This window comes from Protaetiibacter mangrovi (assembly GCF_024752305.1).
GTDB lineage: Bacteria > Actinomycetota > Actinomycetes > Actinomycetales > Microbacteriaceae > Homoserinibacter > Homoserinibacter mangrovi.
Genome location: NZ_JANTHX010000005.1, coordinates 204,510 through 216,761, shown reverse-complemented (window position 1 = coordinate 216,761; position 12,252 = coordinate 204,510). Strand labels below are relative to the sequence as shown.

Annotated in this window: 14 protein-coding genes; 9 read left to right on the top strand and 5 right to left on the bottom strand. The window is 70.4% G+C overall.

The window, feature by feature from the left end:
• Positions 1–24: 24 nt before the first annotated feature.
• The 4 genes from NUH29_RS05910 to NUH29_RS05895 all read left to right on the top strand — a co-directional run bounded on the left by NUH29_RS05910 (position 25) and on the right by NUH29_RS05895 (position 3,653).
• Positions 25–486, top strand: coding sequence for a roadblock/LC7 domain-containing protein (locus NUH29_RS05910; RefSeq protein ID WP_258798104.1), 462 nt, complete (start codon positions 25–27; stop codon positions 484–486).
• Positions 487–553: 67 nt separating this feature from the next.
• Positions 554–1,525 (top strand): mechanosensitive ion channel family protein, encoded by a 972-nt coding sequence (locus NUH29_RS05905; protein ID WP_258798102.1) that lies wholly within the window; start codon positions 554–556, stop codon positions 1,523–1,525.
• Positions 1,522–1,938: a globin gene (locus tag NUH29_RS05900; RefSeq protein WP_258798101.1), complete on the top strand. Its 417-nt coding sequence runs from the start codon at positions 1,522–1,524 to the stop codon at positions 1,936–1,938. Before NUH29_RS05905 ends, NUH29_RS05900 begins: the two co-directional genes overlap by 4 nt.
• A 59-nt stretch (positions 1,939–1,997) precedes the next feature.
• Positions 1,998–3,653: an FAD-binding dehydrogenase gene (locus tag NUH29_RS05895; RefSeq protein WP_258798100.1), complete on the top strand. Its 1,656-nt coding sequence runs from the start codon at positions 1,998–2,000 to the stop codon at positions 3,651–3,653.
• Here NUH29_RS05895 and NUH29_RS05890 read toward each other — a convergent pair.
• The gene (locus NUH29_RS05890) at positions 3,650–4,342 is read right to left on the bottom strand and encodes a DUF8185 domain-containing protein (protein ID WP_258798099.1); all 693 of its coding nucleotides are present in this window, start codon (positions 4,340–4,342) and stop codon (positions 3,650–3,652) included. The two genes, NUH29_RS05895 and NUH29_RS05890, sit on opposite strands and share 4 nt — an antisense overlap.
• Before the next feature lie 51 nt (positions 4,343–4,393).
• Here NUH29_RS05890 and NUH29_RS05885 point away from each other — a divergent pair, with 51 nt between their 5' ends.
• The 4 genes from NUH29_RS05885 to NUH29_RS05870 all read left to right on the top strand — a co-directional run bounded on the left by NUH29_RS05885 (position 4,394) and on the right by NUH29_RS05870 (position 8,817).
• Positions 4,394–5,287, top strand: coding sequence for an acyl-CoA thioesterase (locus NUH29_RS05885; protein ID WP_258798098.1), 894 nt, complete (start codon positions 4,394–4,396; stop codon positions 5,285–5,287).
• 373 nt (positions 5,288–5,660) lie between these two features.
• The gene (locus tag NUH29_RS05880) at positions 5,661–6,959 is read left to right on the top strand and encodes a quaternary amine ABC transporter ATP-binding protein (protein ID WP_258798097.1); all 1,299 of its coding nucleotides are present in this window, start codon (positions 5,661–5,663) and stop codon (positions 6,957–6,959) included.
• Positions 6,959–7,846 (top strand): ABC transporter permease, encoded by an 888-nt coding sequence (locus tag NUH29_RS05875; protein ID WP_258798096.1) that lies wholly within the window; start codon positions 6,959–6,961, stop codon positions 7,844–7,846. The genes NUH29_RS05880 and NUH29_RS05875 overlap by 1 nt, the downstream gene beginning before the upstream one ends.
• Before the next feature lie 53 nt (positions 7,847–7,899).
• Positions 7,900–8,817, top strand: a complete 918-nt coding sequence (locus NUH29_RS05870) for a glycine betaine ABC transporter substrate-binding protein (RefSeq protein WP_258798095.1) — start codon at positions 7,900–7,902, stop codon at positions 8,815–8,817.
• Positions 8,818–8,887: 70 nt separating this feature from the next.
• On the opposite strand, the gene NUH29_RS05865 is transcribed toward NUH29_RS05870, so the two are convergent.
• From NUH29_RS05865 to ettA, 3 genes are all read right to left on the bottom strand, one after another.
• The gene (locus tag NUH29_RS05865; protein WP_258798094.1) at positions 8,888–9,307 is read right to left on the bottom strand and encodes a hypothetical protein; all 420 of its coding nucleotides are present in this window, start codon (positions 9,305–9,307) and stop codon (positions 8,888–8,890) included.
• Between the two features lie 108 nt (positions 9,308–9,415).
• A complete protein-coding gene (locus NUH29_RS05860; protein ID WP_258798093.1) occupies positions 9,416–9,889 on the bottom strand; it encodes an acyl-CoA thioesterase in 474 nt (157 codons plus the stop codon).
• Positions 9,890–9,899: 10 nt separating this feature from the next.
• Complete coding sequence (gene ettA, locus NUH29_RS05855) at positions 9,900–11,579, bottom strand: energy-dependent translational throttle protein EttA (protein WP_258798092.1); 1,680 nt, start codon at positions 11,577–11,579, stop codon at positions 9,900–9,902.
• 87 nt (positions 11,580–11,666) lie between these two features.
• Here ettA and NUH29_RS05850 point away from each other — a divergent pair, with 87 nt between their 5' ends.
• Positions 11,667–11,963 (top strand): hypothetical protein, encoded by a 297-nt coding sequence (locus tag NUH29_RS05850; RefSeq protein ID WP_258798091.1) that lies wholly within the window; start codon positions 11,667–11,669, stop codon positions 11,961–11,963.
• 47 nt (positions 11,964–12,010) lie between these two features.
• On the opposite strand, the gene NUH29_RS05845 is transcribed toward NUH29_RS05850, so the two are convergent.
• Complete coding sequence (locus NUH29_RS05845) at positions 12,011–12,223, bottom strand: hypothetical protein (RefSeq protein WP_258798090.1); 213 nt, start codon at positions 12,221–12,223, stop codon at positions 12,011–12,013.
• Positions 12,224–12,252: the final 29 nt, after the last annotated feature.

Sequence of the window (12,252 nt, the reverse complement as noted above, 5' to 3'; positions counted from 1 at the left end):
CGTACCCCGTCCCTATCGTCGACCGTGTCGACCACATCGCGGCGGGCGGCCGACGGCCGCCCGCGACCCGATGGCACGGAGGAGCCCATGCAGCCCGAGGAGCTCGACCCGGACGAGGCGCGGAACACGGCGGATGCGGCCGTCGCGGCCCTCCTCGCGATCGAGGGCGCCATGTGCGCCGCCGTCGTCGACAGCGACTCCGGCATGGTGCTCTCGCAGTGCGGATCCGGCATGGACGTCGATCTCGCGGCCGCCTGTCACACCGAGGTCGTGCGCGCCATGCGGCGCACCCTGACCTGGCTCGACCTGGACGACGGGATCGAGGACGTCCTGGTGACCCTCACCAGTCAGTACCACATCCTCCGGCCGGTGGCGGCGTACCCCAACGTGTTCATCCTGCTGGTGCTCGACCGGGCCAGGTCGGACCTCGGGATGGCGCGGATCAAGCTGCGCGCGGCGGACATCACCGAGGGCTGGCTCAGCTGAGCCCCCGTCGCCGCCCCTCCGAGCCCGGCGGGACGGCGCGCACCCCGTGCCCCGTTAGGCTGGACGCATGGACGGACTCGCCGCATGGTGGCAGGGGCTCGGCCCCTGGCAGACCCCCATCGAGGTGCTCCTCATCGTCGTCGTCGCCGTGCTCGTGCGACTCGTGCTGCAGTTCGTGATCAACCGCACCGTGCGCTCCATCGTCACCGGCGTCAAGAAGAAGCAGGGCGTCGAGGACACCCAGGCGCTCAACGCGACCCCGCTCGCCGCGGTGCGCGTCGTGCAGCGCACGCGCACGCTCGGCGGCGTGCTCTCGAGCGTCGTCACGACGGTGATCGTCATCGTGGCGGCGCTGCTCGTGATCACCACCATCGCCCCGGATGCCGTGGGCGCGTTCTCGCTCATCACGGCCGCGATCGGCGCCGGCCTCGGCTTCGGCGCGCAGAACATCGTCAAGGACGTGCTCAACGGCCTCTTCATGGTCATCGAGGACCAGCTGGGGGTCGGCGACGTCGTCGACCTCGGACCGGCGACGGGGGTCGTGGAGGCGGTCGGCATCCGCGTCACCGACATCCGCGACGTGAACGGCACCCTCTGGCACGTGCGCAACGGCGAGATCGTGCGGGTCGGCAACCTCTCGCAGGGCTGGGCGCGCGCCATCATCGACCTCGCCGTGCCCTACGAGTCGGACATCGACCAGGTCGAGGCGCTCATCCTCGCCACCGCGGTCGGCATGACTTCGGAGGCCAAGTGGAAGCGCCTCGTCATCGAGAAGCCGGAGGTCTGGGGGATCGAGTCGATCTCGGCGGAGGCGATCGTCGTCCGCCTGGTCGTCAAGACCCGCACCTCGGCCAAGGACGAGGTCGCGCGCGAACTGCGGATGCGGCTGAAGCGCGCGCTCGACGACGCGGGCATCAAGCTCCCCGCGCTGAACTCCATCGTGCTCACCGGCTTCGAGGGCGCCGGCTCGATTCGGGGGGCGCGCCCCCCGAAGACCGCGCAGCTCCCCGTGCTCGAGAAGCCGAAGGACGAGTCATGAACCTCCAGCTGCGGATGGGTGAGGGCGGCGACGTCGTCGGCTCCAGCTTCTGGTCCGAGGTCGGCGGCCGCGCCACCTTCGAGCGCCTCGTGCGCCGCTTCTACGAGGGGGTGCGCGGCGACGAGCTGCTGTGGCCGATGTACCCCGAGGACGATCTCGAGGGCGCGATCCAGCGCCTGACCGGATTCCTCGAGCAGTACTGGGGCGGGCCCACCGCCTACAGCCAGGAGCGCGGCCATCCGCGGCTGCGGATGCGGCACGCGCCGTTCCCGGTCAGCCCCGAGGCGCGCGACCACTGGCTCGCCCACATGCGCACCGCGGTCGACGAGCTCGAGCTCGCCCCGATGCAGCAGCAGGTGCTCTGGGATTATCTGGAGCGCGCCGCGCACGCGATGGTCAATCGCGCCGGGTAGAAGCCTCCTCCGGATAGTGTTGGACGACTGACCGACTCAGAGGGGACGCGGGGGAACGGATGCCGGAGCAGGCCGACGCCATCATCATCGGGGCGGGACTCGCGGGGCTCGTGGCGGCCTCCGAACTCGTCGACGCGGGCAAGAGGGTGCTCATCCTCGAACAGGAGCCCGAGGCGAGCGTCGGCGGTCAGGCGTGGTGGTCGTTCGGCGGGCTCTTCCTCATCGACTCCCCCGAGCAGCGCCGCATGGGCGTCAAGGACTCGCACGAGCTCGCCCGCCAGGACTGGTTCGCGAGCGCCGAGTTCGACCGCCCCGAGGACGACTGGGCCCGCGAATGGGCGGAGGCATACCTCGCCTTCGCCGCGGGCGAGAAGCGGGCCTGGCTGCGCGAGAAGGGCGTCTCGTTCTTCCCCGTGGTCGGCTGGGCCGAGCGGGGCGGCTACACGGCGAGCGGCCACGGCAACTCCGTGCCGCGCTTCCACATCACCTGGGGCACCGGCCCCGGCATCCTGGAGCCGTTCATCAAGACGGTCCGCGCGGGGGTCGAGTCGGGGCTCGTGGAGCTGCGCTTCCGGCACCGCGTCGACCGTCTCGTGACCAAGGGGGGCGCCGTCGTCGGCGCCGCGGGGAAGGTGCTCGCCCCCGACCCCGCCGAGCGCGGCGAGGCGTCGAACCGCGACGAGCTCGACGACTTCGAGGTGAACGCCGCCGCCGTGGTGGTGGCCTCCGGCGGCATCGGCGGCAACCACGAGCTGGTGCGTGAGAACTGGCCGGAGTGGCTCGGCACCGCCCCCGACCACATGCTGTCGGGGGTCCCGGCGCACGTCGACGGCCGCATGCTGGGCATCGCCGCCAAGGCCAAGGCGCGACTGGTCAACCAGGACCGCATGTGGCACTACGTGGAGGGCATCGAGAACTACGCGCCCGTGTGGCCGATGCACGGCATCCGCATCCTGCCCGGTCCGTCGAGCATGTGGTTCGACGCCACCGGGCACCGCCTGCCCGTTCCGTTGTTCCCCGGTTTCGACACGCTCGGCACGCTCGAGTACCTGCGGCAGACCGGCCACGACCACTCCTGGTTCGTGCTCGACCAGTCGATCATCGAGAAGGAGTTCGCCCTGTCGGGCTCCGAGCAGAACCCCGATCTGACCGGCAGGAGCGTCAAGGAGCTGCTGCGCCAGCGCCTGGGCAAGGGCGCGACGGATGCCGTGGAGGCGTTCAAGGAGCAGGGTGCCGACTTCGTGGTCGCCGACTCGCTCGACGACCTGTTCGCCGGGATGCGGCGCCTCGCCCCCGACGTCGAGCTCGACGTGCAGTCGATCCGGCACGAGCTGGAGGCGCGCGACCGCGAACTCGACAACGCGTTCACCAAGGACGCCCAGGTGACGGCGGTGCGCGGGGCCCGCACCTACCGGGGCGACAAGCTCATCCGGGTGGCGAAGCCGCACAAGATCCTCGACGAGAAGCACCGTCCGCTCATCGCCGTGAAGCTGCACGTGCTCACCCGCAAGAGCCTCGGCGGCATCCAGACCAACCTCGACGCGCAGGCGCTCGACGCGAAGGGCAAGCCGATCCCGGGTCTCTACGCGGTGGGCGAGGCCGCCGGCTTCGGCGGCGGCGGCGTGCACGGCTACCGCTCCCTCGAGGGCACCTTCCTCGGCGGCTGCCTCTTCACGGGCCGCACCGCCGGACGCGCCATCGCCGCGTCGCTCTAACGGGAGAGCGTCCAGGCGCGGCGCTTGACCAGGATGTGGCCGCGCCGGGTCGTGAGGCGGGTCCAGGGACCGGTCTCGTAGGAGGTCACGGCGTCCTCGCCGAGGAAGCCGAGGCTCACGGCGGCGAAGCCCGCGCCGGCCGGGATGTGCGGGGCGTCGGGCATCTCCCGCCCCCACACCTCCGCGCGCACGCGGCGCACGATCGACTCGCCCACCGCATCCGGCACCGCCTCGGCGACCTCGGCGATGCCCGCGCGCGCGACGCGGTCGAGCGACGCGGCGTCCGGGCCGGGAACCGCGCGCCACCCGCCGCGCGGCGGCGAGATCGCCGCCCAGGTGGCGGTGTGCACCTCCATCGGCAGCCCGACGGCGGCCGGCTCCTGACGGCCCTCGTGGATCGCGGCGACGGCGAGCTCCTGCGCGCGCTCGACGCGCAGCAGCAGCGAGCGGATCGGCACCACCGCGTCGAAGTCCCCCGTGCTCGACAGCGCGAGCGTGCGCAGCCCGAGCACCGTCGGCGTCTCGTCGAGCAACCCCACCGGGTAGAGCACCGCGGCGTACACCGCGAGCACGCCGCTGCCGGCGATGAGCCGCACCGAGCCGTCCTCGACGCGCTGGGCGCGCGCGAGGAAGACCTGCAGGTCGTCGAGCGACGCCGGGTCTGCGAGGGTGAAGGAGCGCGCGGTCACAACCGTCCCAGCCTATCCGGACCCGTCGACCGGGACTTCTAGACTGATGCCATGCGCGACCCCCGTTCGGGAATCGACCCGCTCAGCGGCCTCCTGTCGACCCTCGACCTGACCGACACGGGGGCGCGGACCGCGGAGGACATCTTCACGGGACCCAGCCAGTGGACACCCGGCGGGCGAGTGTTCGGCGGCCAGGTGTACGCGCAGTCGATCATCGCCGCCATCCGCACGGTGCCCGAGGATCGCGCGATCCACTCCTCGCACGGCTACTTCCTGCGGCCCGGCGACTCCGACCAGCCGATCACCTTCTCGGTCGATCGCATCCACGACGGTCGCTCGTTCTCGACCCGGCGCACGCAGGCGTACCAGAACGGGCTGCCGATCCTGTCGATGATCGCCTCGTTCCAGGATCACGACCCCGGTCTCGAGCACCAGGTCGAGATGCCCGAGGGCATCACACCGCCCGAGGAGCTGCCGTCGGCGGCCGAGGTGCTGGGCCCGGTCGACCACCCGGTCGCCCAGTTCTGGGCGACGAGCCGCGCCTTCGACATCCGGCACGTGGAGCAGCCCATCTACCTGCGGGCCGACCCGCACCCGGTGCCGCGCCAGGCCCTGTGGATGAAGACCATCGGCACGCTGCCCGACGACGACACCCTGCACCGGGCGGCCCTCGCCTACGCGAGCGACTACTCGATCCTGGAGCCCGTGCTGCGCGGCCACGGCCTGGTCTGGACGCACCCCGGCCTCAGGATGGCGAGCCTCGACCACGCGATGTGGTGGCATCGCCCCGCCCGCGTCGACGAGTGGCTGCTCTACGTGCAGGAGTCGCCGACGGCGACCGGCGGACGCGGGCTCTCGACCGGTCGCATCTTCACGCGCGACGGCGTGCTCGTGGCCTCGGTGGCCCAGGAGGGCATGGTGCGGGTGCCCGAGATCGACGACTGACCGGCATCCTGTCCCCCATTCGATAACCAAGCGATAACGAAACATCCCCCGGATTCGGGCGGGCGACCTCCACGTCTCGCCCGCCAACTCGGGCGAGGAGGGCGTGTCGACGGGGCCGGACGGCGTCGGCCCGCGGCCCACGGCGCTGCTACCGTGGCTGACGGCTCGCTGACGACGCGTCCGACACGACCGGCAGAGCCCCTGACGCCCAGGACCGCGCGTGTCGACCGCTCAGAGTCGGCATGCGTACGGCAACGCGAAACGTGCACCGTCACCCGGCAGTGCCACGTGCGACACGTACGACGTGCACGCACGCCTCGTGGGCCCGGACCGCAACCCGAAAGCCCCGCGCCCGCGGGGATCACAGGAACCCGTGACCGACACCGCCCTTCGCGCCGACGGCCTCTACAAGGTCTTCGGACGCAACCCCCATGACGCCGTGCGCCGACTGCGCGCCGGAACCCCCCGCGACGAGCTCGACGGCGCGACCGCCGCCGTCATCGACGCGAGCTTCGAGGTACGCCGCGGCGAGATCTTCGTCGTGATGGGTCTCTCCGGGTCCGGCAAGTCGACGCTCATCCGCACCCTGAACGGCCTGCAGCCGGCCACCGAGGGCACCATCACGATCCACGGCGAGCAGCTGACCGGCGCCACGGCCGCGCGGGTGCGCGAGATCCGCCGCGAGCGCATCTCGATGGTGTTCCAGCACTTCGCGCTGCTGCCCCACCGCACGGTCGTCGACAACGTCGCCTACCCCCTGGAGCTGCGCGGGGTGCCGCGCGCGGAGCGCCTCGCGAAGGCGGGCGAGATCCTCGCGCTCGTCGGCCTCGACCGCTGGGCCGACGTACCGCCGTCCGCCCTCTCGGGTGGCATGCAGCAGCGCGTCGGCATCGCCCGCGCCCTGGCCGCCGACACCGACATCCTGCTGATGGACGAGGCGTTCAGCGCCCTGGACCCCCTGATCCGCCGCGAGATGCAGGAGCAGCTGCTCGAGCTCCAGGAGAGCCTGCAGAAGACCATCGTGTTCATCACCCACGACCTCAACGAGGCGATGTTCCTGGGCGACCGCATCGCCGTCATGCGCGACGGTCGCATCGTGCAGATCGGAACGCCGGAGGACATCCTCACCGACCCCGCGAACGACTACGTCGAGCAGTTCGTGCAGGATGTCGACCGCGCGCGCGTGCTGACCGCGTCCAACGTCATGGAGCGCCCCCGGCTCACGGTGGCGGAGGGCGCCGGCCCCCGCACCGCGTTGCGCACGATGCGCGACGGGTACTCCTCGGCGGCCTACGTCGTCGGCCGCGACCGCCGGCTGGTCGGCATCGTGCGGGACCGCGACGCGATGAAGCTCGTGCGCAGCGGCGAGAGCTCGCTCGCCGGCATCGTGCGGCCGGTTCCGCAGTCGGTCAGCGTCGACGACGTGCTCATGGACCTCTTCGTGCCCGCCGTCGAGTCGCCTCTCCCGCTGGCCGTGACGGATGACCAGGGACGTCTCGTCGGGGTGATCCCGCGCGTGACCCTGCTCGCCGCGCTCGGCCCCGGCACCACCGCCACCGCGGAGCTGACCCTGCCGCTGCCGCCCGTCGCGACGGGGGAGATCGACCGGCTACTCGCCGAGAGCGAGGCGGTCGGCGCCGCCGACGCCGCAGACCCGGAGGAGGTGCGCTGATGGACGGATTCCGCATCCCGATCGGCGAATGGGCCGACACCGCGATCCGCTGGTTGAAGGACAACCTCGACTCCTTCCTCGACGCCGTCGGCTTCGTGCTGCGCTGGCTGGTCGAGACGCTCTCGGACGAGCTCATCGCCGTTCCGGCCCTCCTGCTCATCGCGATCCTCGCCGCGCTCGGGTGGTTCGTGCGCTCGTGGCGATTCGGCATCGGCTCGGCCCTCGGGCTGTTGCTGATCCTCGGCATGGACCAGTGGGAGCCCGCTCTGCAGACGCTCTCGCTCGTGCTCATCGCCGCGGTGATCGCCGTCGTCATCGCGATCCCGATCGGCATCCTGGCGGCCAAGAACGCGACGGTCAGCGTGATCGTGCGCCCCGTGCTCGACTTCATGCAGACCATGCCGTCGTTCGTCTACCTGATCCCGACCGTGCTGTTCTTCAGCATCGGCTTCGCACCGGGAGTCGTGTCGACCATCATCTTCGCCCTGCCCCCCGGCATCCGACTCACCGAGCTCGGCATCCGCGGTGTCGACCCCGAGAAGGTCGAGGCGGGGCAGGCCTTCGGCGCGACGCCGGGTCAGGTGCTGCGCGGCATCCAGCTGCCCCTCGCCGGTCCGACGATCATGGCCGGCATCAACCAGGTCATCATGCTCGCGCTGTCGATGGCCGTCGTGGCGGGCATCGCCGGAGCCAACGGCTCCGGCAAGGAGGTGGTCGCGGCCATCTCCACCCTCAACATCGCCCAGGGCGTCGAAGCCGGCCTCAGCATCGTCGTGCTCGCCATCTACCTCGACCGCCTCACCTCCGCTCTCGGAGCGCCCGCCGACTACCGGCATTCGCTGCGCTCCGTGATCCGCCGCCGCCGCGCCGCGGCATCGGCGGCCTGAACCCCTGCCCGAAGCCCGTCCATCCGGGCGGGTCCCACACAGAGAGGACACACATGTTCCAACGACGCACTCTCGCGCGCCGCACCGCCGTGATCGGAGGTGCCCTGGGTCTCGCGGTGGCACTCGCCGCCTGCTCGACCGGCGACGCCGACACCGGCGACAACGGCGACGGTGGCGACAAGGGAACCATCACCCTCGGCTTCATCCCCAGCTGGACGGACGGTCTCAGCACCGCCTACCTGCTGCAGGACCAGCTCGAGAAGATCGGTTACACCGTCGAGATGGAGACCCTCACCGAGGCGGCCCCGCTCTACACGGGTCTCGCCAACGGCGACATCGACATCTACCCCTCGGCGTGGCCCGAGGTGACCCACGCGAAGTACATGGACGAGTACGGCGACGACATCGAGGACCTCGGTGCGTACTACGACAACGCGAAGCTCACGATCGCGGTGCCGAGCTACACCGACGTCGACTCCCTCGCGGATCTCGCCGGCAAGGGCGACATGTTCGACGGCAAGATCTACGGGATCGAGCCGGGCGCCGGCCTCACCGGCGTCACCCAGGACTCGATGATGCCGGCCTACGGCCTCGACGACTGGGAGCTCGTGACCTCGTCGACGTCGGCGATGCTCACCGAGCTGGGCGACGCGATCGACAACAAGGAGGACATCGTCGTCACGCTGTGGCGTCCCTTCTGGGCCAACGCGGCGTTCGACATCAAGGACCTCGAGGACCCTCAGGGCGCGATGGGTGAGCCCGAGGCTCTGCACTTCCTCGCCACGAAGGGCTTCTCCGAGAAGTACCCGGAGGCGGCCGACTACATCGCAGGCATCAAGCTCGACGACACCGAGTACGGCGCTCTCGAGGACCTCGTCGTCAACCAGCACGAGGAGGGTGACGAGCCCGCCGCCATCGACGAGTGGATCGCCTCCTACTCCGACGCGTACGACGGCATCCTGACCGACTGACGCGGTCGCGACCACGAGACGCCGGTCGTCCCCTCGGGGGCGGCCGGCGTCCGCGCATTCGGATGCGCGCTCAGCGCGCGGGTGCGATCCGCCGTCCGGCGATCACCGCGGCGGCCACCACCACGAGGTGCATGAGCATGAGCGCCACGACCCCCACCGCGGTCGTCCCGGGGATGAAGCCCAGCGCGAGCAGGGCGATGTCGGGCGCGAACGACACCACGGCGAGCACGGGCACCAGAACGCGCAGCACCGCCCGCGAGCGCCGGACGAGGCGCACGACGAGCACCCAGCCCGCGAGCGCGGCGAGGGTGCCGACGAGCGCGAAGCTCAGGAATACGGCGGGCATGAGCGGCGGGAAGGCACCGGCGCCGAGCGCGCCCGCCGCGAGCGCGAGGAGCGAGGTGGCGATCGCGACCGCCGCGAGGGCGACGAGCACGGTGAGGGCGACGGTTCGGGTGCGGGCGGCGGGACGGTCGGCGATGGCGGTCATGACGAGCTCCTGACGGACGTGGGACGAGATGTCCTCGACGCTAGGAGGAGCTCTCCCGCCGCGGAACCGCCAGGTGGAGTACCCGCGCTGCTCCGGCGGGAGTAGTGCTCAGCCGCGCTTGGCGAACCCCACCGGCGTCTCGACATACGGCGCGAAGAGCTCGCGCAGCTCGTCCGCGATGCGCGAGGGGCGGCCGGTGGTCGCGTCGACCATCACGAGCGTCGTCGAGGCGACGGTGTAGCGCACGCGCGGCTCGACGCCGTCGGGCGAGTACACCTCGTAGCAGATGTCGATGCTGGCTCCGCCGATGCGACCGATCCACAGCTCCACCACGATGGGCGTGCGCTGGAACGGGATCGGCGCGAGGTACTCGACCTCCTGCCGCGCGATGAGGCTCAGCACCGCGGCCCCCGGCCGAGCGTCGAGCACGGCCGTGGGCCGCCCGTCGACGCCCTCGTCGGGACGCCAGAACGCCTCCATCCGCGCCTCCTCGAGGAGGCGCAGCATCTCGGCGTTGTTGACGTGCGCGTACGCGTCGACGTCGCTCCAGCGCAGCCGGATCGGCACGTGGATGCGGGTCATGACAGCTGCGTCAATCCCTCGTGAGCTTGCGGTACACCGAGCGGTGCGGCTTCGCCGCCTCGGGCCCGAGGCGCTCGATCTTGTTCTGCTCGTAAGCCTCGAAGTTGCCCTCGAACCAGTACCAGCGGTCCGGGTTCTCGTCGGTGCCCTCGTAGGCGAGGATGTGCGTCGCGATCCGGTCGAGGAACCACCGGTCGTGGGTGATCACGACGGCGCATCCGGGGAACTCGAGCAGCGCGTTCTCGAGCGACTGCAGCGTCTCGACGTCGAGGTCGTTGGTCGGCTCGTCGAGCAGCAGCAGGTTGCCGCCCTCCTTGAGGGTGAGCGCGAGATTCAGGCGGTTGCGCTCACCACCGGAGAGCACGCCCGCCTTCTTCTGCTGATCCGGGCCCTTGAAGCCGAACTTCGACACGTAGGCGCGGCTCGGGATCTCGGTCTTGCCGACCACGATGATGTCGAGGCCGTCGGAGACCACCTCCCACAGCGTCTTGTTGGGGTCGATCGCCGCGCGGGACTGGTCGACGTAGCTGATCTTGACCGTCTCGCCGATCTTCAGGTCGCCGCCGTCGAGCGGCTCGAGGCCGACGATCGTCTTGAAGAGCGTGGTCTTGCCGACGCCGTTCGGGCCGATGACGCCGACGATGCCGTTCGGCGGCAGGGTGAAGCTGAGGTCGTCGATGAGCACGCGCTCGCCGAATCCCTTGTGCAGCTTCTTCGCCTCGATCACGACGCTGCCGAGGCGCGGCCCCGGCGGGATCTGGATCTCCTCGAAGTCGAGCTTGCGGGTGCGGTCCGCCTCGGCCGCCATCTCCTCGTAGCGGGCGAGACGCGCCTTCGACTTCGCCTGGCGGCCCTTCGCGTTCGAGCGCACCCAGTCGAGCTCGTCGGCGAGGCGCTTGGCGAGCTTCGCGTCCTTCTTGCCCTGCACCTCGAGGCGCTGGGCCTTCTTCTCGAGGTAGGTGGAGTAGTTGCCCTCGTAGGGGTAGAGGTGGCCGCGGTCGACCTCGGCGATCCACTCCGCGACGTTGTCGAGGAAGTACCGGTCGTGGGTGATCGCGATCACGGCGCCGGGGTACTTCTGCAGGTGCTGCTCGAGCCAGAGCACGCTCTCGGCGTCGAGGTGGTTGGTGGGCTCGTCGAGCAGCAGCAGGTCGGGCTTCTGCAGCAGCAGCTTGGCGAGCGCGACGCGACGCTTCTCACCGCCCGAGAGCGGGCCGACCGGCGCATCCGACGGCGGGGTGCGCAGCGCGTCCATCGCCTGCTCCAGCTGGGAGTCGAGGTCCCAGCCGTCGGCGGCGTCGATCTCCTCCTGGAGGGTGCCCATCTCGGCCAGCAGCGCGTCGAAGTCGGCGTCCGGGTCGCCCATGGCGGCCGAGATCTCGTTGAAGCGGTCGACCTTCGCCTTGATGGCGATGCCGTCCTGGATGTTCTCGAGCACCGTCTTCGACTCGTCGAGCTCGGGCTCCTGCATGAGGATGCCGACCGAGTAGCCGGGGGTGAGCTTCGCCTCGCCGTTGCTGGGGGTGTCGAGGCCGGCCATGATCTTCAGGATCGTGGACTTGCCGGCGCCGTTCGGGCCGACCATGCCGATCTTGGCTCCCGGCAGGAACGCCATCGTCACGTCATCGAGGATGACCTTCTCGCCGACCTTCTTGCGGGCGCGCACCATGGAGTAGATGTATTCGGCCATGGGTACGAGTCTAAGAGGCGCGCCCCGGTACTTCGGTCGCTCGCCGCGTCTGCCTCACGCACCCTCCTCGGGCGCCATACTGGCGTCGTGATCGGGAGGATCGTCGCGGCTACCACTATCGTTGCTGTGTCGTCCGTTCTGTCGGGCTGCGCCTACTGGGGCTCAGAGGAAGCGATCTGCTTGCGGACGATGGATGCCGCCGTCCCTGACTTCGTCGCGGCAGAGGTGAATGCGGTCGTCACCGACGGCGGAACGGTGACTGTAGATGGTGTCTATGAAGGCGGCACCTTCGAGTGCGTCCTTGAAGGCGAACCCGCGCGATTCCTTCGCGGATCGGCGACGACGGCCTCAGGGCGGATCGACGTCCCACCCTCCGAGAACTGAGAAGCGACACCGATGGCCGGTCGCGGGGGCGACGTCGGCCACCCACGCTACTCGGAGGTCCGAACGAAGCGGAGGACTCCGACGAGAATCAATGCGATGGCGGCGATCGACTGCATCACGGCGCCCATCGCCATGTACGGGCCGCCATGTTCGCCCCAGCCAGGGAGCGTCAGAACGATCTCGAAGACGGTCAGAAGCGCGAGAGCAGCACCTACAGCGAGGAACACGATGCCTCGCCTTCTCGGGCGCCTCGAAGCCATGCGTCAGATCATACGGACGAGAGCGGATC

Excerpts from the sequence above, each read along its gene's own strand:
- NUH29_RS05905 (WP_258798102.1), top strand. The coding sequence starts at position 554 with ATGGACGGACTCGCCGCATGGTGGCAGGGGCTCGGCCCCTGGCAGACC.
- NUH29_RS05900 (WP_258798101.1), top strand. The coding sequence starts at position 1,522 with ATGAACCTCCAGCTGCGGATGGGTGAGGGCGGCGACGTCGTCGGCTCC.
- NUH29_RS05895 (WP_258798100.1), top strand. The coding sequence starts at position 1,998 with ATGCCGGAGCAGGCCGACGCCATCATCATCGGGGCGGGACTCGCGGGG.
- NUH29_RS05885 (WP_258798098.1), top strand. The coding sequence starts at position 4,394 with ATGCGCGACCCCCGTTCGGGAATCGACCCGCTCAGCGGCCTCCTGTCG.
- NUH29_RS05875 (WP_258798096.1), top strand. The coding sequence starts at position 6,959 with ATGGACGGATTCCGCATCCCGATCGGCGAATGGGCCGACACCGCGATC.
- NUH29_RS05870 (WP_258798095.1), top strand. The coding sequence starts at position 7,900 with ATGTTCCAACGACGCACTCTCGCGCGCCGCACCGCCGTGATCGGAGGT.
- NUH29_RS05865 (WP_258798094.1), bottom strand. The coding sequence starts at position 9,307 with ATGACCGCCATCGCCGACCGTCCCGCCGCCCGCACCCGAACCGTCGCC.
- NUH29_RS05860 (WP_258798093.1), bottom strand. The coding sequence starts at position 9,889 with ATGACCCGCATCCACGTGCCGATCCGGCTGCGCTGGAGCGACGTCGAC.
- ettA (WP_258798092.1), bottom strand. The coding sequence starts at position 11,579 with ATGGCCGAATACATCTACTCCATGGTGCGCGCCCGCAAGAAGGTCGGC.
- NUH29_RS05845 (WP_258798090.1), bottom strand. The coding sequence starts at position 12,223 with ATGGCTTCGAGGCGCCCGAGAAGGCGAGGCATCGTGTTCCTCGCTGTA.